Source organism: Komagataeibacter sp. SM21 (assembly GCF_041402665.1).
GTDB lineage: Bacteria > Pseudomonadota > Alphaproteobacteria > Acetobacterales > Acetobacteraceae > Komagataeibacter > Komagataeibacter saccharivorans.
Genome location: NZ_JBGLOV010000012.1, coordinates 17,216 through 37,910, shown reverse-complemented (window position 1 = coordinate 37,910; position 20,695 = coordinate 17,216). Strand labels below are relative to the sequence as shown.

At 62.8% G+C, this 20,695-nt stretch carries 23 protein-coding genes and 1 tRNA gene; 18 read left to right on the top strand and 6 right to left on the bottom strand.

Annotated features, from left to right (window positions below):
• Nucleotides 1–6 precede the first annotated feature (6 nt).
• Nucleotides 7–1,032 (bottom strand): cobaltochelatase subunit CobS, encoded by a 1,026-nt coding sequence (cobS, locus tag ACBR42_RS12125; protein WP_102323594.1) that lies wholly within the window; start codon nucleotides 1,030–1,032, stop codon nucleotides 7–9.
• Between the two features lie 128 nt (nucleotides 1,033–1,160).
• Nucleotides 1,161–1,787 carry a J domain-containing protein gene (locus ACBR42_RS12120; protein ID WP_110547634.1) on the bottom strand — a complete coding sequence of 209 codons (627 nt, stop codon included), beginning with the start codon at nucleotides 1,785–1,787 and terminating at the stop codon, nucleotides 1,161–1,163.
• An 80-nt stretch (nucleotides 1,788–1,867) separates the two neighbouring features.
• Between ACBR42_RS12120 and ACBR42_RS12115 the strand changes: the two genes are divergently transcribed.
• A complete protein-coding gene (locus ACBR42_RS12115; protein ID WP_102323592.1) occupies nucleotides 1,868–2,182 on the top strand; it encodes a BolA family transcriptional regulator in 315 nt (104 codons plus the stop codon).
• On the top strand, nucleotides 2,179–2,805 hold the full coding sequence (locus ACBR42_RS12110) for an outer membrane lipoprotein carrier protein LolA (RefSeq protein WP_371208175.1): 627 nt from the start codon (nucleotides 2,179–2,181) through the stop codon (nucleotides 2,803–2,805). Before ACBR42_RS12115 ends, ACBR42_RS12110 begins: the two co-directional genes overlap by 4 nt.
• Nucleotides 2,806–2,824: 19 nt before the next feature.
• Here ACBR42_RS12110 and lipB read toward each other — a convergent pair whose 3' ends face one another.
• Nucleotides 2,825–3,517 carry a lipoyl(octanoyl) transferase LipB gene (lipB, locus tag ACBR42_RS12105; protein ID WP_371208174.1) on the bottom strand — a complete coding sequence of 231 codons (693 nt, stop codon included), beginning with the start codon at nucleotides 3,515–3,517 and terminating at the stop codon, nucleotides 2,825–2,827.
• 60 nt (nucleotides 3,518–3,577) lie between these two features.
• Here lipB and ACBR42_RS12100 point away from each other — a divergent pair.
• From ACBR42_RS12100 to moaA, 5 genes are all read left to right on the top strand, one after another.
• Nucleotides 3,578–3,663 (top strand) — tRNA-Leu (locus ACBR42_RS12100).
• A gap of 423 nt (nucleotides 3,664–4,086) precedes the next feature.
• The gene (galU, locus tag ACBR42_RS12095) at nucleotides 4,087–4,956 is read left to right on the top strand and encodes a UTP--glucose-1-phosphate uridylyltransferase GalU (RefSeq protein WP_102323589.1); all 870 of its coding nucleotides are present in this window, start codon (nucleotides 4,087–4,089) and stop codon (nucleotides 4,954–4,956) included.
• Nucleotides 4,953–6,362: a phosphoglucomutase/phosphomannomutase PgmG gene (gene pgmG, locus ACBR42_RS12090; RefSeq protein WP_371208173.1), complete on the top strand. Its 1,410-nt coding sequence runs from the start codon at nucleotides 4,953–4,955 to the stop codon at nucleotides 6,360–6,362. Before galU ends, pgmG begins: the two co-directional genes overlap by 4 nt.
• Nucleotides 6,363–6,504: 142 nt before the next feature.
• Complete coding sequence (locus ACBR42_RS12085; protein ID WP_102323587.1) at nucleotides 6,505–6,687, top strand: DUF3553 domain-containing protein; 183 nt, start codon at nucleotides 6,505–6,507, stop codon at nucleotides 6,685–6,687.
• 11 nt (nucleotides 6,688–6,698) lie between these two features.
• Nucleotides 6,699–7,718 carry a GTP 3',8-cyclase MoaA gene (gene moaA, locus ACBR42_RS12080; protein WP_371208172.1) on the top strand — a complete coding sequence of 340 codons (1,020 nt, stop codon included), beginning with the start codon at nucleotides 6,699–6,701 and terminating at the stop codon, nucleotides 7,716–7,718.
• Nucleotides 7,719–7,733: 15 nt separating this feature from the next.
• On the opposite strand, the gene ACBR42_RS12075 is transcribed toward moaA, so the two are convergent.
• Complete coding sequence (locus ACBR42_RS12075) at nucleotides 7,734–8,597, bottom strand: methyltransferase domain-containing protein (protein ID WP_371208171.1); 864 nt, start codon at nucleotides 8,595–8,597, stop codon at nucleotides 7,734–7,736.
• On the opposite strand from ACBR42_RS12075, the gene ACBR42_RS12070 reads away from it, so the two are divergent.
• From ACBR42_RS12070 to ACBR42_RS12050, 5 genes are all read left to right on the top strand, one after another.
• The gene (locus ACBR42_RS12070; protein ID WP_371208170.1) at nucleotides 8,590–9,420 is read left to right on the top strand and encodes a double zinc ribbon domain-containing protein; all 831 of its coding nucleotides are present in this window, start codon (nucleotides 8,590–8,592) and stop codon (nucleotides 9,418–9,420) included. The genes ACBR42_RS12075 and ACBR42_RS12070 overlap by 8 nt on opposite strands.
• A gap of 69 nt (nucleotides 9,421–9,489) precedes the next feature.
• Entirely contained in the window at nucleotides 9,490–9,750 is a 261-nt protein-coding gene (grxC, locus tag ACBR42_RS12065; protein ID WP_102323584.1) for a glutaredoxin 3, read from the top strand.
• Between the two features lie 18 nt (nucleotides 9,751–9,768).
• Nucleotides 9,769–10,230 carry a DUF1178 family protein gene (locus ACBR42_RS12060; RefSeq protein WP_102323583.1) on the top strand — a complete coding sequence of 154 codons (462 nt, stop codon included), beginning with the start codon at nucleotides 9,769–9,771 and terminating at the stop codon, nucleotides 10,228–10,230.
• Nucleotides 10,231–10,299: 69 nt separating this feature from the next.
• Nucleotides 10,300–10,824 (top strand): DUF2147 domain-containing protein, encoded by a 525-nt coding sequence (locus ACBR42_RS12055; RefSeq protein WP_102323582.1) that lies wholly within the window; start codon nucleotides 10,300–10,302, stop codon nucleotides 10,822–10,824.
• Between the two features lie 46 nt (nucleotides 10,825–10,870).
• Nucleotides 10,871–12,103, top strand: a complete 1,233-nt coding sequence (locus tag ACBR42_RS12050) for a lactonase family protein (protein ID WP_102323581.1) — start codon at nucleotides 10,871–10,873, stop codon at nucleotides 12,101–12,103.
• 32 nt (nucleotides 12,104–12,135) lie between these two features.
• Here the strand turns inward: ACBR42_RS12050 and ubiG are convergent, their stop codons facing one another.
• Entirely contained in the window at nucleotides 12,136–12,885 is a 750-nt protein-coding gene (gene ubiG / locus ACBR42_RS12045; protein ID WP_118963654.1) for a bifunctional 2-polyprenyl-6-hydroxyphenol methylase/3-demethylubiquinol 3-O-methyltransferase UbiG, read from the bottom strand.
• Between the two features lie 154 nt (nucleotides 12,886–13,039).
• Here ubiG and ACBR42_RS12040 point away from each other — a divergent pair, with 154 nt between their 5' ends.
• From ACBR42_RS12040 to prfA, 6 genes are all read left to right on the top strand, one after another.
• Nucleotides 13,040–14,293, top strand: a complete 1,254-nt coding sequence (locus ACBR42_RS12040; RefSeq protein ID WP_102323580.1) for an aspartate kinase — start codon at nucleotides 13,040–13,042, stop codon at nucleotides 14,291–14,293.
• 11 nt (nucleotides 14,294–14,304) lie between these two features.
• Nucleotides 14,305–15,381, top strand: a complete 1,077-nt coding sequence (locus ACBR42_RS12035) for a nitronate monooxygenase family protein (protein WP_102323579.1) — start codon at nucleotides 14,305–14,307, stop codon at nucleotides 15,379–15,381.
• Nucleotides 15,378–16,493, top strand: a complete 1,116-nt coding sequence (locus ACBR42_RS12030) for a helix-turn-helix domain-containing protein (protein WP_371208169.1) — start codon at nucleotides 15,378–15,380, stop codon at nucleotides 16,491–16,493. Before ACBR42_RS12035 ends, ACBR42_RS12030 begins: the two co-directional genes overlap by 4 nt.
• A 132-nt stretch (nucleotides 16,494–16,625) precedes the next feature.
• Nucleotides 16,626–17,786: a flavodoxin-dependent (E)-4-hydroxy-3-methylbut-2-enyl-diphosphate synthase gene (ispG, locus tag ACBR42_RS12025; RefSeq protein ID WP_102323577.1), complete on the top strand. Its 1,161-nt coding sequence runs from the start codon at nucleotides 16,626–16,628 to the stop codon at nucleotides 17,784–17,786.
• A gap of 79 nt (nucleotides 17,787–17,865) precedes the next feature.
• Entirely contained in the window at nucleotides 17,866–19,122 is a 1,257-nt protein-coding gene (gene hisS, locus ACBR42_RS12020) for a histidine--tRNA ligase (protein ID WP_371208168.1), read from the top strand.
• A 2-nt stretch (nucleotides 19,123–19,124) separates the two neighbouring features.
• Nucleotides 19,125–20,186, top strand: a complete 1,062-nt coding sequence (gene prfA / locus ACBR42_RS12015) for a peptide chain release factor 1 (RefSeq protein ID WP_132304219.1) — start codon at nucleotides 19,125–19,127, stop codon at nucleotides 20,184–20,186.
• A 25-nt stretch (nucleotides 20,187–20,211) separates the two neighbouring features.
• On the opposite strand, the gene ACBR42_RS12010 is transcribed toward prfA, so the two are convergent.
• Nucleotides 20,212–20,679: a hypothetical protein gene (locus ACBR42_RS12010; protein ID WP_102323574.1), complete on the bottom strand. Its 468-nt coding sequence runs from the start codon at nucleotides 20,677–20,679 to the stop codon at nucleotides 20,212–20,214.
• Between the last annotated feature and the right edge of the window lie 16 nt (nucleotides 20,680–20,695).

Below are 20,695 nucleotides of genomic sequence, written 5' to 3'. Positions count from 1 at the left end.
GTATCATCAGCCCCGGGGCGCCAGCGGACTGGCGTTAAAGCAGCGCTGGTAATATTCCGCCACCGTCGGGCGTTCCGCCTCGTCGCACTTGTTGAGGAAGGTAACGCGGAAGGCAAACGCAAGATCATTGAAAATACGGAAGTTTTCAGCCCAGCTAATGACCGTGCGCGGTGACATGACGGTGGAAATATCCCCCGCGATAAAGCCCGAACGCGTCAGGTCCGCCAGTGCAACCATGCTTTCAACCCGTTTGCGCCCGGCTTCGTCCTTTTTCGGGTCGATACCCATTTTCGCCAGCACGATGGCCGTTTCCTGCGCGTGCGGCAGGTAGTTCAGGGTGGTCACGATGTTCCAGCGGTCCATCTGGCCCTGATTGATCTGCTGCGTGCCGTGATACAGTCCCGTGGTGTCGCCCAGACCGACCGTATTCGCCGTGGCGAACAGGCGGAAGAAGGGATGGGGACGGATCACGCGGTTCTGGTCCAGCAGGGTCAGATGGCCCTCGACTTCCAGTACGCGCTGGATCACGAACATGACATCGGGCCTGCCCGCGTCATATTCATCGAATACCAGCGCGCAGGGATTCTGCAGGCCCCACGGCAGCAGGCCTTCCCGAAACTCGGTAATCTGCTTGCCATCCTTCAGCACGATCGCGTCCTTGCCGATCAGGTCGATGCGCGAGATGTGGCTGTCGAGGTTGATGCGTACGCTGGGCCAGTTCAGACGGGCCGCCACCTGCTCGATATGCGATGACTTACCGGTACCGTGATAGCCCTGGACCATCACACGGCGGTTGAAGGCAAATCCTGCGAGGATGGCCAGCGTGGTGTCGTGATCGAATTTGTACGAAGGGTCGATGTCGGGCACATGGTCGGTCCGGACCGAGAATGCCGGGACCTTCATATCGCTGTCTATGCCGAACACATCCCGCGCCGAAACGACAAGATCGGGGGCGGAAACAGCCGAGATGGCGGGAAGCGGCGTGCCCTGGGCGTCCACTGCGGCAGTTGTCAGGTCTGCGGGTTCGTTCATCTGCTTTCTTGTCCGTCACTTCGTCTGTTGGGGGCCGCCATGGCGGCAGACCGGCATCCGGTCAGGTGAGTATAGGTGCATACGTAACAATCGGCCAGTGCGCGGGCATGGTCCCGACATATTACCGCTCAGGCGCTGCGGGCCATGTGGTCCCGGCCGGCGGTGGCGACCAGATGCGCGCGCACGGTGGTATAGGCAATGTTGATGCCCTTGAATCGTTCCTCCGCCTTGCGGTCGCCGCCATTGGCATCGGGGTGGTGCTGACGCGCCAGATCCTTGTAGCGGGTCTTCAGCTCCTCCATCGACACCGGCCAGCCAAGGTCCAGCACGCCCAGCGGATATTTGAGCGCATCGGGCGCCTCGGCGCGACGGTCTTCCTGCTGGCGGCGCGCGTGACTGCGCGCCCGGGCCTTCGCCGCCCCCTTGAGCAGGTCGAGGGGGTCCAGCACCTCCTCCTCGCTGAAGGCATGGGCGGCGTTGCCCTGACCCAGCTTCCACGAAGGACGGTTCCATGACGTATCGGCCCGGATATGCGCCTCGATCTGTCCTGGCGACATGCCGCGATAGAAATCCCAACGGGAATTGTACTCGCGCACGTGTTCAAGGCAGAACCAGAAATACGTGTTCAGCGCATCGCGCGAACGCGGGGCGCGGTATCCCGCGGGCTGGTCGCAGTCGTGCATGTCGCAGCACCGATCCGGCGCATCGGGATCGGGATCAAAGGCGCGGTGTCGGGTGTTCCTTCTCTTCATCATTGTCGTTATGTGCGCCTGTTCATGCTTCGTGCAAGGGCGAAGCTGTGCAATGTATGATCCCGCCATCTATGGAGCCGCCAATGGAACAGCATACAACCGGCCGGGCCGGACGGATCGAACGTATTATACGTGAACACCTCGCCCCCGTGGAACTGCGTATCCACGATGACAGCGCCCGGCACGCCCATCACGTCCATGTGCGCGACAATGGCGTGCAGGCAGGCGAAAGCCATTACAACGTCCTGATCGTCAGCCCCGCTTTCGCGGGCGTGAACCGCGTGGAGCGTTCCCGTCAGGTCCATGCGCTGCTGGCCGATGAATTCGCAGGCGGCATGCATGCCCTGTCCCTCGTGCTGCGCACGCCGGAAGAACAGGCGCGGGTGGCGGCGGCATGAAGCCGGCCTTTCCCTTCGCCACGCGGCGGCTGATGATGGGGGGGCTGCTGACCCTGCTGGCCGCCTGTGCCGGGGCACCCGCACGCCAGACCATGGACCAGCATGGCGAAATCGAACGGGTCGAAGCCTATCTCAACACGTCCCGCGGGTTGCAGGCCGGTTTCGTGCAGACATGGCCCGATGGGGGCAAGGGTCAGGGCGTGATGCGTTACGATCCGGGCCGCCTGCGTCTGGATTACACCACACCGGGGGCGATGAAGCTGGTCGCGGCTTCTGGCCATCTGCTGTTTGTGGACCATCGGCGCGATTCGGTCACGCGCATGTCGCTGGGGCGGCAGCCGCTGGGTCTGTTGCTGAACCAGCCGGTGCATCTGGGCGGCCAGATCGCGGTGACGGCCGTGCAGCATGGGGTCAACAGCCTTCAGGTCTCTCTTGCGCGCGCTGACAGCGAATCACAGGGAATCCTGACCCTCGGATTTTCCGATATTGGCGGAAAACTGTCGCTACTGGTCATTGAAATGACCGATGTGGAACGACAGCATATCCGCCTCGACCTGACCGATACCACCGTAAGCGGCCAGCCGTGGCCTGACACGCTGTTCACCCTCAGCCCCGATAACTGACCCCACGGCCCGGCACGCCTTATCCATGCGTGCCGGGGATGGGGCCGAAACATTCGGGCCATGTGGCGGCAAGCGCCGCATCAACCGCGTCCATGCTGACCTTACGGCCCAGCTTCGCAAGGCTGGTCACGCCATATTCGCTGATGCCACAGGGCACGATCCCGCCGAAATCGCTCAGGTCCGGGTCAACATTGATCGCGATTCCATGCCAGCTTACCCAGCGTGTGACGCGCACACCCAGGGCCGCGATCTTTTCTTCCCGCCCCGTGGCGGGGTCGACCACCCATACCCCGATACGGTCGGCACGCCGTTCTCCCACTACGTCAAATCGCCGCAGGGTGCGGATCAGCCACTCCTCCAGCGTATGCACGTAAGCCCGCAGGTCACGCGGGGGCGACATGCCATGCTGCGTGGCAAGGTCCAGCATGACATAGGCGACGCGCTGTCCCGGACCGTGATAGGTCCATTGCCCACCGCGTCCGGCGGAATAGGTGGGATAGCCACGAGGATTGAACAGGTCCGATTCCCGCGCCGACGTACCGGCGGTATAGGTTGGCGGATGCTCAAGCAGCCATACGCGCTCGGGCATCGTGCCCTCCCGGATTCCGCGGGCCTGTGCCTCCATTACCGCCAGCGCGGCGGGGTAGGGGACCAGATCTGGCGCCCTGTTCCATAAAAACTTGTTTTCAGTCATTGCCCGTTCGTCATCCATCGGTTATACGCCCCTTCATCGTCATGACGGTATCGCCCAGTCGATCATCGTTGTCACGTTGCGGCCATGGCGGAATGGTAGACGCGCAAGCTTGAGGTGCTTGTGGGGGCAACCCCGTGGAAGTTCGAGTCTTCTTGGCCGCACCATATTTTTCCAGAAAACTGATTAAAACGCGAACAGCTCCCGAACAGGGGGCTGCGTTCGTGCGTTCCCGCATGACGGAACGGACCTGACCGAGAACCGCGCGGCATGCGGGGCAGATGCGGGATAATGTCATAAAAAGGTCATATTATCTTCCGACACAAATCCTGTAGATACTTTCCATCCACAGACCGTTGCCGGACATGCGCAATGCAGGGCAGGGGTTACAAAAAATGTCCACCGGCACACAGTGCTGGCCTCACCCGGGAATCGTGATTTAAATCAGGTCTGGTCCTGCCCTTATATATATGGCCATGATAAAACACGCTATTTCATTGCCATCTGGCAACACGCCATTATTTGGTTCCACTATGGAAACCGACGCCTGCTTGGGCTGTTTGTAATTCGCACGTTGAGGTAGATAATTAGTGATTAAGCCCCTTAAAAAAGCTGTATTGCCGGTTGCCGGTCTTGGAACGCGCTTTCTGCCCGCAACGAAGTCGATGCCGAAGGAAATGCTTCCCGTCGTCGATCGTCCGCTGATCCAATACGCAATCGACGAAGCGCGCGAAGCGGGAATCGAGGAATTCTGCCTTGTTTCCAGCCGGGGCAAGGACTCCCTGATCGACTATTTCGATGTCGCCCCGGAACTGGAAGACGCACTGCGCGCACGCAACAAGACTTCCGCGCTGAAGGCGCTGGAAGCTACCCGCGTAACGCCGGGCAGCATGATATCCGTACGCCAGCAGGAGCCGCTGGGGCTCGGGCATGCGATCTGGTGCGCGCGTGAGTTCATCGGTAACGATCCGTTCGCCATCCTGCTGCCCGACGACATCGTGCAGAGCAGGACGTCATGCGTGGCGCAGTTGGCCGAGGTCTACAAGAAGACTGGCGGCAACGTGCTGGCCGTGACCGAAGTGCCGCGCGAACAGACCAGCAGCTACGGCATTCTGGACATTGGCGCGGATGACGGCACGCTGGTCGAGGTCAAGGGCCTGGTTGAAAAGCCCGACCCGAAGGACGCGCCATCCAACCTGTCCGTCATCGGGCGGTATGTGCTGACGGCGGACGTGCTGGTCCACCTCGCCAAGCAGGAAAAGGGCGCGGGCGGCGAAATCCAGCTTACGGACGCCATGGCCAAGACCATCGGCCACGTGCCCTTCCACGGTTACCGTTACGAAGGCAAGCGGTTCGACTGTGGCAGCAAGATCGGTTTCCTCGAGGCCCAGATCGCCTTCGCACTGGAGCGGGAAGACCTCGGTTCTGATGTCCGGAATTTCCTGAAGAAGTACACATGACTTTTTCCCATAAATTCGACCCGACCAGCCTGCGTGAATACGACATCCGCGGGATTGTCGGCAGGACCCTGAAACCGGAAGACGCCTATGCGATCGGCCGTACGTTCGGCAGCATGGTGGCGAAGAATGGCGGTCGTACCGTCGCCATCGGTTACGACGGCCGCCTGTCATCCCCTTCGCTGGAGCGTGCTCTGGTCGATGGTGCCATGGCGGCGGGGATGGAGGTGCTGCGTGTTGGCTGCGGCCCGACACCCATGCTGTATTTCGCATCCGCCGAACTGAAGGCGGATGGGGCGGTCATGGTCACGGGCAGCCATAATCCGCCGGACTATAACGGCTTCAAGATGATGCTCGCCAACAAGCCGTTCTTTGGCGATCAGATCCGTGAACTGGGCCGTCTTGCCGCAGCGGGCGAGGCGGGACCGGAAAAGCCCGGTACGACACGGGATGTGGATGTAAAATCCGCCTATGTCGAACGCCTGATGAAGGACTGGGACGGCGCGGACCGCGCGCTCAGGATCGTATGGGATAACGGCAACAGCGCCGCGGGCGAAATCCTGTCGCTGCTGGTGAAGAAGCTGCCCGGCACGCACCGCGTGCTCAATGCTGAAATCGACGGCAGCTTTCCCGCCCATCACCCGGACCCGACGGTCGCCAGCAACCTTCAGCAGTTGATTGCCGCCGTGAAGGAAGACGAGGCGGATCTTGGCATTGCGTTTGATGGCGATGCCGACCGCATTGGCGTGGTGGACAATACCGGGGCAATCCTGTGGGGCGACCAGCTTCTGGTGGTGCTTGCGCGCGACGTGCTGCGTGACCATCCGGGTGCTACGGTCATTGCCGACATCAAGGCCAGTCAGGTCCTGTTTGACGAAATCGGTCGCGCAGGCGGCCAGCCGATGATGTGGAAAACAGGTCATTCCCTGATCAAGACCAAGATGGCGGAAACCGGCTCCCCGCTGGCGGGCGAAATGTCGGGCCATATTTTCTTTGCCGATAAATGGTACGGGTTTGACGACGCGCTTTACGCTTCCGTCCGTCTGCTGGGTATCGTCTCGCGCCTGACGGGTCCGCTGTCTGACGTGCGGCTGGCGCTGCCGGCTACCATCTCCACCCCGGAACTGCGTTTTGACTGCGCCGATACCCGCAAGTTCGATGTGATTACCGAAGTTGCAGCCCGACTGGAAAAAAGTGGGGCGACGGTATCGCGCATTGATGGCGTACGCGTGACCACGCCCGATGGCTGGTGGCTGCTGCGCGCATCCAACACGCAGGCCGTCCTTGTCGCCCGGGCGGAAGGCAGCACGCATGAGGCACTGGACCGGCTGAAGGCGGAACTGGCCAGCCAGCTTGAACTGTCGGGCATTCACGCACCGGACTTTTCTGGCGAAAACGCAGGCCACTGACCCACGCCCTGACGTGCCGCCTTATTTGCGGCCCGGACCTGTTCCGGGCCGTTTTTTTGTTGAATGCCTGCGAAGGGGGTTTAATAAGCTCCCAACCGGTCCGATATGCCCGCAAGGACCCCATGCAGGACTATTGAGCATAATGGCGACTATTCCTTTCCGATCATTTCTTGTGCCGGGGCAACTGGTCAGCCATCCCGACCACCCGGAATGGGGTGAAGGTCAGGTCCAGTCCGCCATTGGCAAGCGGGTTACGGTCATGTTCCCGCATGCTGGCAAGGTGGCTGTCGATGCCACCGTCGTACAACTGAATGTCCTGTCATAATGGATGGCAGCATGAACATGGCACCGATGCCGGATGCCTATGGCCGCCTGCTGACCTATCTGCGCGTATCGGTTACCGACCGGTGCGATATGCGCTGCATATACTGCATGGCGGAAGACATGACCTTCCTGCCCAAAGCTGAAATCCTGTCCTTTACGGAACTGGAACGCCTGTGCGGCGCGTTTATCCGCCATGGCGTGCGCAGGCTGCGGATAACGGGGGGCGAGCCGCTGGTCCGGCGGGATGTGATATCCTTTTTCCGCGCCATGGGGGGATGGCTGAACCGTCCTGATGGGCTGGCGGGACTGGACGAACTGACGCTTACGACCAATGCAAGCCGACTTGCAGACTATGCTGACGAACTTCGGGCCTGTGGGGTCCGCCGTATCAATGTCAGCCTCGATTCCCTTGATCCCGGGCGCTTCGCCCGCATAACACGACGGGGCAACCTGACACGCACGCTCGAAGGTATCCGGGCCGCGCGTGAAGCGGGCCTTGCCATACGCATCAATACGGTTGCGATGGCGGGACTGAACGAAGATGAATTCGATACGCTGATCGCTTGGTGTGGTGAAATCGGGGCCGATCTGTGCCTGATCGAAACCATGCCAATGGGTGAGACCGGGGACGACCGGACCGACCGTTATCTGCCCCTGCTGGATGTCAGGCGCGATCTGGCCCAACGATGGACGCTGGAGCCGGTCGGCTTCCGCACCGGCGGCCCCGCGCGCTATGCCCGCATTGCCGAGACCGGGCGCAGGATCGGCTTCATAACACCCATGACCCATAATTTCTGTGAAAGCTGCAACCGGGTCCGGCTGTCCTGCACCGGCAGGCTGTATACCTGCCTGGGCCATGAAGGATCGACCGACCTGCGTGCGCCCCTACGCGAGGGGGCGGATGATTCGGCAATGATGGACCACGTCCGTGCCGCCATCCTGCGCAAGCCGCGCGGCCATGATTTCCTGATCGGGCGTAGCGCGGATGACCCGGCGCGCGTCACACGCCACATGAGTGTGACGGGCGGCTGAAAGCGGTCTGCCATGCTAGGGGCTGTCGCGCAGGGCATCTTCCAGAGGGGTCGTGAACTGTCCCGGCCGCAGGGGTTGCGGCTGCGTGGGAGCAGGGGCCCAGCCCGTCATGACCGCAATATGCAGGTCCTGCGCGATACTTCCGTCATCGTCACGGGGCAGACGCCCCAGCGCATCGGCCAGCAGGGCAGCAGGCGTGACCTTGCGCGTGCGCTGGCACAGGGCATTTGTCTCGCCAGCGTGCCTCAGATCCGCGATCAGACCCACCGGGGTCTGGTAAGACAGATGGATCACATCCAGATCCGCCACCGGCAGGGCAAATCCCGCGCGTTGCAACAGTCCGGCACAGTCCCGCAGCCCGGGGAAGGGTGCTACCCGTGGCGAAACCCCACCCTGATACGCGGTTTCGGCTTCCATCAACGCATGGCGCAGCCCGGCCAGCGTAGGCAGGACGGGCATGCAGGCCAGAAACAGCCCATCGGGCACCAGTATATTACGGACCTGTGCCAGCAGTCCCGGCAGGTCATTGACCCAGTGCAGCGACAGGCAGGCCACCACCAGATCAAAACTGGCAGGAGCAAAGGGCAGCCACTCGTCATCCATGCACACCGCAGGACCGCCATCGCGCGCGCACATGCGCGGCGACAGGTCTCCCGCAACCGTGGCGATACCCCGCCCACGCAGCAGGGGGGCCATAACACCCCGTCCACCAATATCCAGCGCCGTGCCGAAGGAGCGGGTGACATCATCCAGCCGGTCCAGAAGGCGCCCGGCCGCTTCCTCCAGCACGGGCCGGACATGATCGACCTGATCCGCCGCACGGTCCCGGTGCAGGCGCACGATACGACGGTCAAATATCTGTGGCACATCCATGCTCATCCCCCCGATGTGCCCCTGCGCATCCGGCCTGCCAACCCCACGATCGCGTGAAGACGTGACGCAACCCGAATCCCCGCACTGGTGGCGAAGGGCCGGAACGCAGGTGCTGGATATCCTGTTCCCGCCGCACTGTCTGGGCTGCGGTGTCACGGTCATGCAGGCGGGCCATCTCTGCGGGGCCTGCGTGGCACAACTGCACCTGATAACCGCGCCATACTGCGTCCGTTGCGCGCTGCCATTCACATCCCGCGCGGCAGGCGGCCCTGCCATGACCTGCGCATCATGTGAAGAAAACCCGCCACCGTGGCAGGCGGGCAGAGCAGCCATGGTTTATGATGACATGCCACGGCGACTGATTCTGCCTCTAAAATATGCTGACCGGACGGAAAACGCACAACTGCTGGCACGTTACATGACGACAGCGGCTGCGGATCTGATCTATGCGGACAGTATGCTCGTGCCCGTTCCGCTACATCGGCGGCGGCTGTTTACGCGCCGGTATAATCAGGCCGCGCTGCTGGCGCGTGCGCTGGGCCGCATGACCGGTGCGCAGACGCTGGTGGACGGCCTGATCCGCACGCGCGCAACCCGCCCGCTGGGTGGACAGGGGCGCATCCAGCGCCAGAGGCTGATGCAGGGGGCCATCAGCGTGCGCCCCACCCGACGGGAGGCCATCACGGGGCGCCACATCATCGTGGTGGACGACGTGATGACCACGGGGGCCACGCTTGCCGCCTGCGCCAGCAGCCTGCTGGCCGCGGGCGCCGGACGGGTGGATGTCATCGCCGCCGCGCGTGCCTGTGGCCAGCATGAACAACAATAGGATAAGCTGGTTTCAACAGTCTGCCGCAGATCGTCCCGGTGGACAGACCAACAGCCAAGTGAAGGTTCAATGCCTGCTATCGACATCTACACCCAGCCCGGCTGCCCCTATTGCATCCGCGCCGTCCGCCTGCTGACGCAGAAGGGCGTGTCCTTCAATGAAATCAACGCCCCGCATGGCACGCCGGAACGGGCAGATTCCATCCGGCGTTCAGGTGGCCGTACCACCGTGCCCCAGATCTTTGTCGACAATGCTCCCATTGGCGGCTGTGATGACCTGATGGCGCTGGAACGGGCAGGCAAACTCGACGCCGTGCTGGCCACGGACTGACATCCACGCGGAGAGGGTATGATCCGGTATCAGCTACGCTGTAGCGCGGGACACGAATTCGAAGGGTGGTTTCCCGGCAGCAGCGCATTCGAGCGTCAGGCCGAAAGCGGGCTGCTGTCCTGCCCGCAATGCGGCGTGACACAGGTGGAACGTGCGCTCATGGCCCCGGCTGTCCACACGGGCGGCGGCATGCCTGCGCCGGTAGAACAGGAAGCCGCACCGCCCGCCACGCCACCCGGCCATGCGTCTGCGGGAGTGCCCGACGCCATGATCGCTCTGTTACAGAAAATGCGTGAGACGATTGAGGAACATTGCGAAGACGTGGGCGACCGCTTTGCCGAGGAAGCCCTGAGCATGCATCGGGGCGAAAGCGAAGCCCGGAGCATTTATGGCAACATGACAGCACACGAACGCGCCGAACTGGATGAGGAAGGCGTGGACGTTCAATTGATTCCGTGGGTCCGCCGGGCCGATAGCTAAAGGGAACACGCAGGCACGGACGGCACCACAGGCCGTCCGTTGGCATGCCATGTCGGGGAGCGATTTGAAATGCACGACACTAACAAGGACAATGGCGCACGCAGCAGCATGACGGGCATTGTGCACCGTCTGGCCGCCACCGCCGCGACCACGCTATCCGCCATGGCGATTGCAGTGACCATGCAGGGCGCACCCGCCGCCCGCGCTGACAGTCCGGCCGCCGAGCCGGACGTGGTGGGCCACTGGATGACCCGGGACCACGATGGCGTGTTTGAAATCGGCCATTGCGGGCAGAAACTGTGCGGGCGGCTGGTCGGCCTGCGCTATACGACCGAAATGCCCCGTGACAAACGCGGGCAGCCTGAATGCAACCTGCCGATGCTGGACGGGTTTACACCGGATCGGGACGAGCAGGGACACTGGAACGGCCATGTAACCGATCCCGATACGGGACATGTCTACCATGCCAAGCTGTGGGTTTCACAGTCAGGTGACCTGAAGCTGCGCGGCTTCGTGGCGGTGCCGTTATTTGGTGAAACCGAAACATGGAGCCGCTATACCGGTACCATTGGCCCTGCCTGCAAGCTGCCCTAGACCGGGGGCAAAACCATTTCCAACTGATTGGGATCGCCTTTTTTCCATGAGCTGCAACATTTCCCGCCGCGCCTTCGCCTCCACGCTGGTCGCCGCCGCGGGCGCGCCCGCCCTGTCCCGGCGCGCCATGGCCGATGCCCCGGCCAAACCCCGGATCATCTGTTATATCGGCGGCTATACCCAGCACGGTCCGCCGGGGGGCGCAGGCAACGGGCAGGGCATTTCCGTATTTGAAATGAACCCTGATACCAGCAGCCTTTCGCCGCTCATGACCTATGTGGATATTGCCAGCCCATCCTTTCTGGTGCTGTCCGCCGATAACCGCCACCTTTACGCGCTCAGCGAAATCAATGATTTCAATGCGAATCAGGAAGGGTGCGTCACCGCCTTTTCCGTCAACCGCTCCAGCGGTGAACTGACCAAGCTCAACGTGGTGCGTTCAGGCGGTGCCGTGCCCGCACATCTCAGCATCCATGCCTCGGGCAAATATGTGATGGTGGCCAACTACATGGGTGGCACGGTGGGAATCCTGCCGATCCATCCCGATGGCAGTCTGGGCGACCCGACGGACGTGGTGCACAATACCGGCCCGCGCATGCCCGACCGGGCCAGCGACAACCCGCCGGGCAATTTTGCCATAAGCGACCATTCCTCGGCCCATGTGCATATGGTGGCGTCCGACCCGTCGGGCCGTTTCGTGCTGGCATGCGATGCCGGTCTGGACCGGGTATATGTCTGGACACTGGACACCCATGCCGGTCGGCTTGTCCCTGCCAAGACGCCGTTCATCGCCATGACGCCGGGGTCCGCCCCGCGCCATTTCGCCTTCAATGAAAAAGGCACGATGATCTACATTCTGGGCGAACAGGATTCGAAAGTGGTGGCCGCTACCTTCAATCCCCAGACCGGCGAAATCGTACCCCAGCAGACCGTCAGCACCGTGACCCCGCATTTCCGTGGCAGCACGCTGGCAGCAGGCATCCTGCTTTCGCCGCAGGGGCGTTACCTGTACGTCTCGAACCGGCTTGGTGATTCGCTGGCCAGTTTCCACGTCAATGACGACGGCACGCTCAACCTTGTGGATGAGATCTGGATGCATGCCGACTACGGGCGTTCGATGATGTTCGATCCCAGCGGCAATTTCCTGTTCTGCGCCAACCAGCGCAGCGATTCGGTCACGTCGTTCAAGGTCAATGCCCAGACCGGGGTACTGGACTTCACGTGGAACTTCACGCCCGTAGGCAGCCCGACCACATTCGCGTTCATGAACACGATCTGAAGCCGGGCCAATAATACCCTTGTGCGCGCCGTTCAGTCGCGCACAAGGGCCGCGATGTAGTTCACCGCCATGTCGCGGCTTTCCCGCCAGCCACCAAGGCCCGGCACCATGCCTGCCACATCCGTCACACGCAGGCCCGCGGCCGCTGCATACTGGCCCAGTTCGGCGGGCGTTATGAACTTGCGCCAGTCATGCGTGCCCACGGGAAGCAGCCGCAGCACGTATTCCGCCCCGATCTTGGCCATGGCGAGGGAACGCCATGTCCGGTTCATGGTCGAAACCACCATGACCCCACCGGGGCGCAGAAGGCTGCCAAGCATGCGCAGGAAGGCGGCAGGATCGGTTACGTGCTCGATCACCTCCAGCGCGGAAATGGCGTCAAAACGGGCATTTTCCGCCACCAGTTCTTCCGCGCTGCCACAGCGGTAGGCCAGCGGACCGGCGGAAGCGGGCAGGGGATGCTGGCGCAGGTGCAGCCTGCCTGCCGTTATCGCCGCCTGTGCGGCATCAATGCCGGTCACATCAAATCCGGCCCGCGCGAATGCCTCGCTGGCCAGTCCGGCGCCGCAGCCGATATCCAGCAGGGTGCGTCGGGCGCCCTGCGCATCTTCGGGTGCCACCAGATGGCGCAGGCTCCACTGGATGCGCAGGTCGTTCATGGCGTGCAGGGGGCGCATCGGGCCAGACGGGTCCCACCACCGGGCGGCCAGATCGCTGAAATGGGCGATCTCGTCCGGGGCGACCGAATCTGCCGACAGAACGGTCGAATCGTGATGCTGCATGGTTGCACCGCCTTTCATTTGGCTTTCTCCCGCTGGACGCGGAAGCTGGGGGGTTGTATGTGACGCGGCTTGCGCATAACCGCAATGCCCCGGATGGCCCGGCAGGGCCGCAATCCGGATAAGCTGATGCCTGAATGATGGAGCCGTTATCCCGATGTCCCCTACCGTACCGCGGATCGTGATGAAATTCGGCGGCACGTCCGTTGCTGATCTGGACCGGATTCGTGCCGTGGCGGAAAAAGTCCGGAAACAGGTGGAGGCGGGATGCGAGGTCGCTGTTGTCGTTTCCGCCATGTCAGGCGTGACCAACCGCCTTGTGGGCTACTGCCGCGATCTTTCCCCCACCCATGACGAACGCGAATACGACAGCGTTGTCGCAACGGGGGAGCAGGTGACAAGCGGCCTTCTGGCCATTGCGCTGCAGAATCTGGGTATCAATGCCCGTTCATGGCTGGGCTGGCAGATCCCGCTGCGCACGGATGACGCGCACGCCAAGGCCCGCATCGTATCCATTGACGGCACGGCACTGATCGACAGCATGCGCGCAGGGCAGGTGCCGGTCGTGGCCGGTTTCCAGGGTATCGGACCGGACCAGCGGATCACGACTCTGGGCCGTGGCGGTTCCGATACGTCGGCCGTGGCGCTGGCTGCGGCGCTGAAGGCGGATCGCTGCGATATCTACACGGATGTGGACGGAATCTATACAACCGACCCCCGTATTGTTACCAAGGCACGGAAGCTGCCAAGAATTACCTACGAAGAGATGCTCGAACTCGCTTCCGTAGGGGCGAAGGTGCTGCAGACACGCAGTGTGGAACTGGCCATGAAGGAGCGCGTGCGTGTGCAGGTGCTGTCCAGCTTCACCGATGGTCCGGCACCAACGGAAGGGCATCTGCCCGGTTCATTAGTCGTGGATGAGGACGAAATCGTGGAACAGGAACAGGTCGCCGGAATTGCCTACTCCCGTGATGAGGCGAAGCTTTCCGTACGTCGGGTTCCCGACCGTCCGGGCATTGCCGCGGCGGTGTTCGGCCCGCTGGCGGACAGCAACGTGAACGTGGACATGATTGTCCAGAGCACGGGCGACGACGGCACCACCAACATGACCTTCACCGTCAGCAAGACCGACCTCGCACGCGCCATCGCGTCGCTTGAAAGCCATCGTGACACCATCCAGTACGGCGAACTGCAGACCGACGACGATGTGGTGAAGATCAGCGTGGTGGGTGTTGGCATGCGCTCGCATGCCGGTGTCGCCAGCACGATGTTCCGCACGCTGGCCGAACGCAACATCAACGTTCAGGTCATCTCGACCAGCGAAATCAAGGTTTCCGTGCTGATTGCGTCCGAATATACCGAACTCGCGGTGCGCGCCCTGCACACCGCCTACGGTCTGGACGCGGCGTGAGCGCACCGGAAATGACAGCCCCCCACGCAGCCGATCCCACGACTGATCCCGCCCGCCGGGCTGAAGCCCGCAGCCGGCTCGATCACCTGTGCGCACGGGGCACACGCTTTCTGGGCAGCGAATACGCGCTGCTGGCCGGGGCCATGTCCTGGGTCAGCGAGCGCAACCTTGTCTCGGCCATTTCCAACGCCGGTGGCTTTGGCGTGCTGGCCTGTGGTGCGATGGAACCCGAACGTCTGGCCGAGGAAATCGCGGCAACGCAGGCGCTGACCAGCCGCCCCTTCGGCGTCAACCTCATCACCATGCACCCCCGGCTGGATGATCTTGTCCGCGTATGCCTTGATGCCGGTGTGAGCCATGTGGTGCTGGCCGGCGGCATCCCGTCCGGCCCGGTCATCCGCGCGATCAAGGAAGGCGGGGCGAAAGCTATCGGTTTTGCCCCGGCGCTGGTGCTGGCCAAACGTCTGATCCGCCTTGGCATTGACGCACTGGTGATCGAGGGATCGGAAGCTGGCGGCCATGTCGGCCCTGTATCGCTTACGGTTCTGGCGCAGGAAATCCTGCCCCATATCCACGACGTGCCGGTATTTGTCGCAGGTGGGCTGGGGCGGGGGGATGCGATCCTGTCCTATCTGGAACTGGGCGCGTCTGGCGCACAGCTTGGCACGCGTTTCGCCGCATCGCGCGAAAGCATCGCCCACGAGCGGTTCAAGAAAGCCTTCCTCCGCGCCAATGCACGTGACGCCGTAACATCCGTCCAGCTTGACGAACGCTTTCCGGTCATTCCGGTGCGCGGGCTGAGCAATGCAGGCACGCGCCGCTTCCTTGAGCATCAGGCGGAGACCCTGCGACGCTTTCAGGCCGGGGAACTGACCAAGGAAGCCGCCCAGCTTGATATCGAGCATTTCTGGGCCGGTTCCCTGCGCCGGGCCGTGATCGAAGGCGATGTCGAAAACGGTTCCGTCATGGCGGGGCAGTCGGTTGGCATGATCACGAGCGAGCAGCCGGTCAGCGAAATCATCAACGAACTGGTCGATCAGGCCATTGACGCCCTGATCCGGCAGGAGGAGAGGGCACGCCACGGATGAGCGACGGCAAGCGCGTTTCCCGCTCCAACCCTGCAACGCCCGCCCCACCGCCGGGTGCCGCACCAACGGCATCCGTGGGTGAGACGCTGCGCGCGCGGCGCGAGGAACTGGGCTGGACCCTGCCTGATGTCGCGGCATGGCTGCGCATCCGCCTGTCTTATCTGGAGGCACTTGAGGCGGGGCGTCCGGGGGAACTGCCGGGCAGCGCCTATGCCGTTGGTTTCCTGCGCACCTATGCCAATGCGCTGGATCTGAAGAATACCGAACAGCTTGTCCAGCGCTTCAAGACTGAAAGCCGTGGCGCTTTCACCCGTCGCGCCGAACTGTCCTTTCCCGTTCCGCTGCCGGATCGGGGGCTCCCCACGGGTGTCCTGCTGTTATGCGGTATCGTCATTCTGGTCGGGGCCTATGTCGGGTGGTACCATTTCACCGGTTCGCAGGGTATCGACCATGATATCCGGGCCAAGCTGACACTGCCCGGACTGTCATCGGCCACCACCGCGTCGCCGCAGGTGGCGTCCGTCCTGCCACCGGCAGATGAACAGCCGGTTCCGCCGCCGCAGCCCCTTGCGCCGCAGGAACGCGAAGCCCTGACCGGCACGCCTGCCGCCCCACCGCCCGCACCGGCGGCCACGCCTCCCGTACCGCTGGAAAAGATGGGGGAGGACCGCAACGCACTGGCGCAGCAGGCCGCCGCCCCGCAGGCGCCGCCGCCACCCGCCGTGACAGACAGTGTGACATTGAACGCTTCCGCCGCGACATGGGTACAGGTGCGCAGGCCGGGTGGGCCTGTGCTGTATGACCATGTGCTCCAGCCCGGTGAAACATGGCAGAGCCCCCCGGGCCAGAGCGGGCTGGAACTGACGGTCGGCAATGCGGGAGGGCTGACACTTTCCGCCGGTGGTGTTACAACGCAGCCGCTGGGGCGCAATGGTGAGGTCAGGCGCAATATACCGCTGAATCCCGCGGCAGTTGCCGATGGATCGGTTCTGGTTTCACAGCCTGTGCCTGCCGCGCAACCCGCCACAGGTACCACACCGGCTGGCACAACGGTAACGGGGAGTGGCAATTATCAGTCATCGCCTCTCCCGTCTCACGTCGATCCGGAGTAGAATGGTCTTCTACGGCATGGTCCCCTCCCGGTCGCCATGTCGAAAAACGGCATGTAAAAGATCCCCGGGCTATGCCGCGCCCCGCCATAGCGGGCCGGAATACAAACCGCCGCCTTATCTGGAGGGCACATAATGAGCAGCTATCGTCCTTATCAGCACATCGAACGCCGCAAGTCGCGGCAGATCCACGTCGGCAATGTGCCGGTGGGGGGGGATGCCCCCGTTTCGGTCCAGACGATGACCAATACACTGACCACCGATGCACAGGCCACGATCGCCCAGATCCGCCGGGCCGAACTGGCTGGTGTGGATATCGTGCGCGTGTCCTGCCCCGATGAGGAAAGCACGAAGGCGCTGGCCGAAATCGTGCGCGAGGTGAATGTTCCCATCGTCGCGGACATCCACTTCCACTACAAACGCGCCATCGAAGCGGCGAAGGCCGGGGCAGCGTGCCTGCGTATCAACCCGGGCAATATCGGCAGCGCCGAGCGCGTGCGTGAGGTGGTGAACGCCGCCAAGGACCATAACTGCTCCATCCGCATCGGCGTCAACGCCGGTTCGCTGGAAAAGCACCTGCTTGAAAAATATGGCGAGCCTAACCCCGAAGCACTGGTGGAAAGCGCGCTGGAACACGCCAAGATCCTTGAAGATCATGATTTCCATGAATTCAAGATCAGCGTGAAGGCGTCGGACGTGTTCATGGCAGTCGCGGCCTACCAGCAACTGGCCGATGTATGCGATCACCCGCTGCATATCGGCATTACCGAAGCGGGCAGCAAGCGCGCGGGCACCGTCAAGTCCTCCATCGGGCTGGGCAACCTTCTGTGGGCGGGTGTGGGCGACACCATGCGCGTCTCGCTCTCGGCCGAGCCGGAAGAAGAAGTGCTGGTCGGCTGGGATATCCTCAAGTCACTGGGCCTGCGCCACCGTGGCGTGAAGATCATTTCCTGCCCGTCCTGCGCGCGTCAGGGCTTCAACGTGATCCAGACCGTGCAGACGCTGGAAGACCGTCTGGCGCACATCAAGACGCCCATGACGCTGTCGATCATCGGCTGTGTGGTCAATGGCCCCGGTGAGGCGCTGATGACCGATATCGGCGTTACCGGCGGTGGCTCCGGTCGCCACATGGTCTATTCGGCAGGCAAGCAGGACCACACCATGCCTGCGGGCGACATGATCGAACATATCGTCGATCTGGTGGAAAAGAAGGTCGCTGCCCTTGAAGCGGCTGACGCCGCCAACACCCCGGCTGAGGAAATGGCGCGCGAAGCCGCCATGTCCCCCGTGGAATGATGACCCGTGGCGCACCGTTACGGTGCGCCACACACCGGCCCGCAATGCGGGCCGGTTACAGAACGCAGGATTTCGCCTAGTGAGCAGCATACAGCCCGTCCGTGGCACCCATGACCTGATTGGTGAGGACCACAGGCGCTTTACCCATGTTGTGGAGACCGCGCGTCGCATCGTCAGTCTTTACGGGTTCGATGAATGGGCGACCCCCATTTTCGAGGACACACGGGTCTTTTCCCGCTCATTGGGCGATACATCCGACGTCGTTTCCAAGGAGATGTACACGTTCGAGGACCGGGGCGGCGAATCGCTGACCCTGCGCCCCGAAGGCACCGCCGCCATCTGCCGCGCACTCGTCACCAACGGGCTGACGCAGTCCCTGCCGCAAAAGGTGTTCTACGCGGGTCCCATGTTCCGCTACGAACGCCCGCAGAAGGGACGTTACCGCCAGTTTCACCAGATTGGCGCCGAACTGCTCGGGGCCGCCGAACCGCTGGCGGATGCCGAAGTGATCGCCATGGGGCGCGACGTGCTGCGTGCGCTGGGTATCGAGAACGAGACCGTGCTCGAACTCAATACGCTGGGCGATACCGCCAGTCGTGATGCGTGGCGCACGGCCCTGATCGCGCATTTCAGCGCCCACCGCGCCGATCTCTCCGCCGACAGTCAGGCGCGGCTTGAACGCAATCCGCTGCGTATCCTTGACAGCAAGGATGAAAACGACCGCAGGCTGGTTGCCGATGCCCCCACCATTGCACAGTTCCTGACACCTGAAGCGCGGGAATTCTGGGATGACCTGCGCCGCACGCTTGATCTTATGGGCGTGCGCTTCAGGGAAAATCCCGGCATCGTCCGGGGGCTGGACTATTACGGGCATACCGCGTTCGAATTCGTCACCACCCGCCTTGGCGCACAGGGTACGGTGCTGGCCGGTGGGCGGTATGACGGTCTGGTCGCGGAAATGGGTGGGCCGAAAACACCCGCCATTGGCTGGGCTGGCGGCATCGAACGACTGTCGATGCTGCTTGACAGCACACCTGCCGAACCGCGTCCGGTCGCCATCATCCCGATGGGAGCGGACGCGCAGGGGGCGGCGATCACGGTATTGCAGGGCCTGCGGGCTGCCGGCATCCGGGCGGAAACATCATACCGCGGCAACATGAAGCGCAGGCTTGAACGGGCCAACCGCATGAAGGCTACCCATGCCATCCTGATTGGCAGCGATGAGATCGCGCGCGGCGTGGTACAGGCCAAGGATCTGGATAGCGGACAGCAGACCGAGGTGCCCATGGATGGCGTGGCGGCCTTCCTTCTGCCCGGAACACCCGGAAAGGCCTAACCGTGGCACAGTTTGACGACCGTCTGGACCGTATCGTTGCCCGCAGCGAGGAATTGCAGGCCATGCTGGCTGAAGGGCTGTCCGGTAACGATTTCAGCCAGGCATCGCGTGAATATGCCGAACTGGAACCCGTAGTGGCGCGCGTCAGCGCGCTACGGGCCGCGGAACAGGCGGAACAGGACGCCAGCCAGATGCTGGAAGACCCGGAAATGCGCGAACTGGCGCAGGCGGAACTGGATGGGCTGCGCGCGCAGATCCCCGACCTGCGCCACGCCATCCGTCTGGCCATGCTTCCGCGTGACGAAGCGGATGAACGCAGCGCCATTCTTGAAATCCGTCCTGCCGCGGGCGGCGATGAAGCCGGACTGTTCGCCGCCGAACTGTTTGGCGCGTACCAGCGCTATGCCGACCAGCGGGGATGGCGGTTCGAGATACTGGAATACGACCAGTCCGAACTGGGCGGCCTGCGCGAAGGGATTGCCAGCATCACCGGGCGCGGGGTGTTTGCGCGACTGAAATACGAATCGGGCGTGCACCGAGTGCAGCGCGTCCCGGCCACTGAAAGCCAGGGACGCATCCATACCTCCACCGTGACCGTCGCCGTCCTGCCCGAAGCGGAAGAAGTGGACGTGCAGGTCAATGAAGGCGACCTGCGCATTGATGTCTACCGTGCATCCGGCGCGGGCGGCCAGCATGTCAACAAGACCGAAAGCGCCGTGCGCATTACCCACCTGCCCACCAATATCGTGGTGACGATGCAGGAGGAAAAAAGCCAGCACAAGAACCGCGCCAAGGCGATGAAGATCCTGCGCGCCCGCCTGTATGAACGCAGCCGGGCTGCCGCCCATGAAAGCCGCGCCGCCGACCGCCGCGCGCAGGTCGGCACAGGCGACCGTTCCGAACGCATACGCACCTATAACTTCCCGCAGGGGCGCGTGACCGATCACCGCATCGGTCTGACACTGTACAAGATCGACCGTGTGATGGCCGGGGATCTGGATGAGTTTGTGGACGCGCTGACACAGGAAGAACAGGCCGCCCTGCTGGCCGCGGACGAAGGTTAGGCCCGGTCGGTGGAGGAACCCGCGCCTACGATGTGGGCGGGGTGCAGAGCGAACTGTGACCGGGATGACGCTCCACCACCTCCGGGTCGTCAGGATCGGCAAGGTAGAATTCGGTGAAATTGCGTGCCCCCAGCGCGACAAGATGATGGCCATCCGGATCATGCAGCACGCCTTCACCACTGACCTGATGGATCTCGACGCCGGTGCCGCCATGACGGCGGATGGTGATTTCCCCACACAGGGCGTAGCTGTGGTTCGTGCGTCCCATCGCAGTCTCGATATGCGCGGTCTGGCTGGTATGGTCATGATCGAGGGTAAAGGTCGCGACCAGATGTTCATCCACATACAGGCGCGACACTTCCGACACTTCTTCCGAACTGCACCCGTCCTCCACCTCGAACGACCCGGCGAAAGCAGGGGTGACGAGGGCCGTGCATAACACGGTGGCGATTACGCTCCGCGCGAGGCGGGATAAAAGGACGGACGTTTGCATGAGTCCAAAATATGAT

Bases quoted from the DNA above. Each gene is read 5' to 3' on its own strand.
- cobS (WP_102323594.1), bottom strand. From the start codon at position 1,032: ATGAACGAACCCGCAGACCTGACAACTGCCGCAGTGGACGCCCAGGGC.
- ACBR42_RS12120 (WP_110547634.1), bottom strand. From the start codon at position 1,787: ATGATGAAGAGAAGGAACACCCGACACCGCGCCTTTGATCCCGATCCC.
- ACBR42_RS12115 (WP_102323592.1), top strand. From the start codon at position 1,868: ATGGAACAGCATACAACCGGCCGGGCCGGACGGATCGAACGTATTATA.
- ACBR42_RS12110 (WP_371208175.1), top strand. From the start codon at position 2,179: ATGAAGCCGGCCTTTCCCTTCGCCACGCGGCGGCTGATGATGGGGGGG.
- lipB (WP_371208174.1), bottom strand. From the start codon at position 3,517: ATGGATGACGAACGGGCAATGACTGAAAACAAGTTTTTATGGAACAGG.
- pgmG (WP_371208173.1), top strand. From the start codon at position 4,953: ATGACTTTTTCCCATAAATTCGACCCGACCAGCCTGCGTGAATACGAC.
- ACBR42_RS12085 (WP_102323587.1), top strand. From the start codon at position 6,505: ATGGCGACTATTCCTTTCCGATCATTTCTTGTGCCGGGGCAACTGGTC.
- moaA (WP_371208172.1), top strand. From the start codon at position 6,699: ATGAACATGGCACCGATGCCGGATGCCTATGGCCGCCTGCTGACCTAT.
- ACBR42_RS12070 (WP_371208170.1), top strand. From the start codon at position 8,590: ATGCTCATCCCCCCGATGTGCCCCTGCGCATCCGGCCTGCCAACCCCA.
- ACBR42_RS12075 (WP_371208171.1), bottom strand. From the start codon at position 8,597: ATGAGCATGGATGTGCCACAGATATTTGACCGTCGTATCGTGCGCCTG.
- grxC (WP_102323584.1), top strand. From the start codon at position 9,490: ATGCCTGCTATCGACATCTACACCCAGCCCGGCTGCCCCTATTGCATC.
- ACBR42_RS12060 (WP_102323583.1), top strand. From the start codon at position 9,769: ATGATCCGGTATCAGCTACGCTGTAGCGCGGGACACGAATTCGAAGGG.
- ACBR42_RS12055 (WP_102323582.1), top strand. From the start codon at position 10,300: ATGCACGACACTAACAAGGACAATGGCGCACGCAGCAGCATGACGGGC.
- ACBR42_RS12050 (WP_102323581.1), top strand. From the start codon at position 10,871: ATGAGCTGCAACATTTCCCGCCGCGCCTTCGCCTCCACGCTGGTCGCC.
- ubiG (WP_118963654.1), bottom strand. From the start codon at position 12,885: ATGCAGCATCACGATTCGACCGTTCTGTCGGCAGATTCGGTCGCCCCG.
- ACBR42_RS12040 (WP_102323580.1), top strand. From the start codon at position 13,040: ATGTCCCCTACCGTACCGCGGATCGTGATGAAATTCGGCGGCACGTCC.
- ACBR42_RS12035 (WP_102323579.1), top strand. From the start codon at position 14,305: ATGACAGCCCCCCACGCAGCCGATCCCACGACTGATCCCGCCCGCCGG.
- ACBR42_RS12030 (WP_371208169.1), top strand. From the start codon at position 15,378: ATGAGCGACGGCAAGCGCGTTTCCCGCTCCAACCCTGCAACGCCCGCC.
- ispG (WP_102323577.1), top strand. From the start codon at position 16,626: ATGAGCAGCTATCGTCCTTATCAGCACATCGAACGCCGCAAGTCGCGG.
- ACBR42_RS12010 (WP_102323574.1), bottom strand. From the start codon at position 20,679: ATGCAAACGTCCGTCCTTTTATCCCGCCTCGCGCGGAGCGTAATCGCC.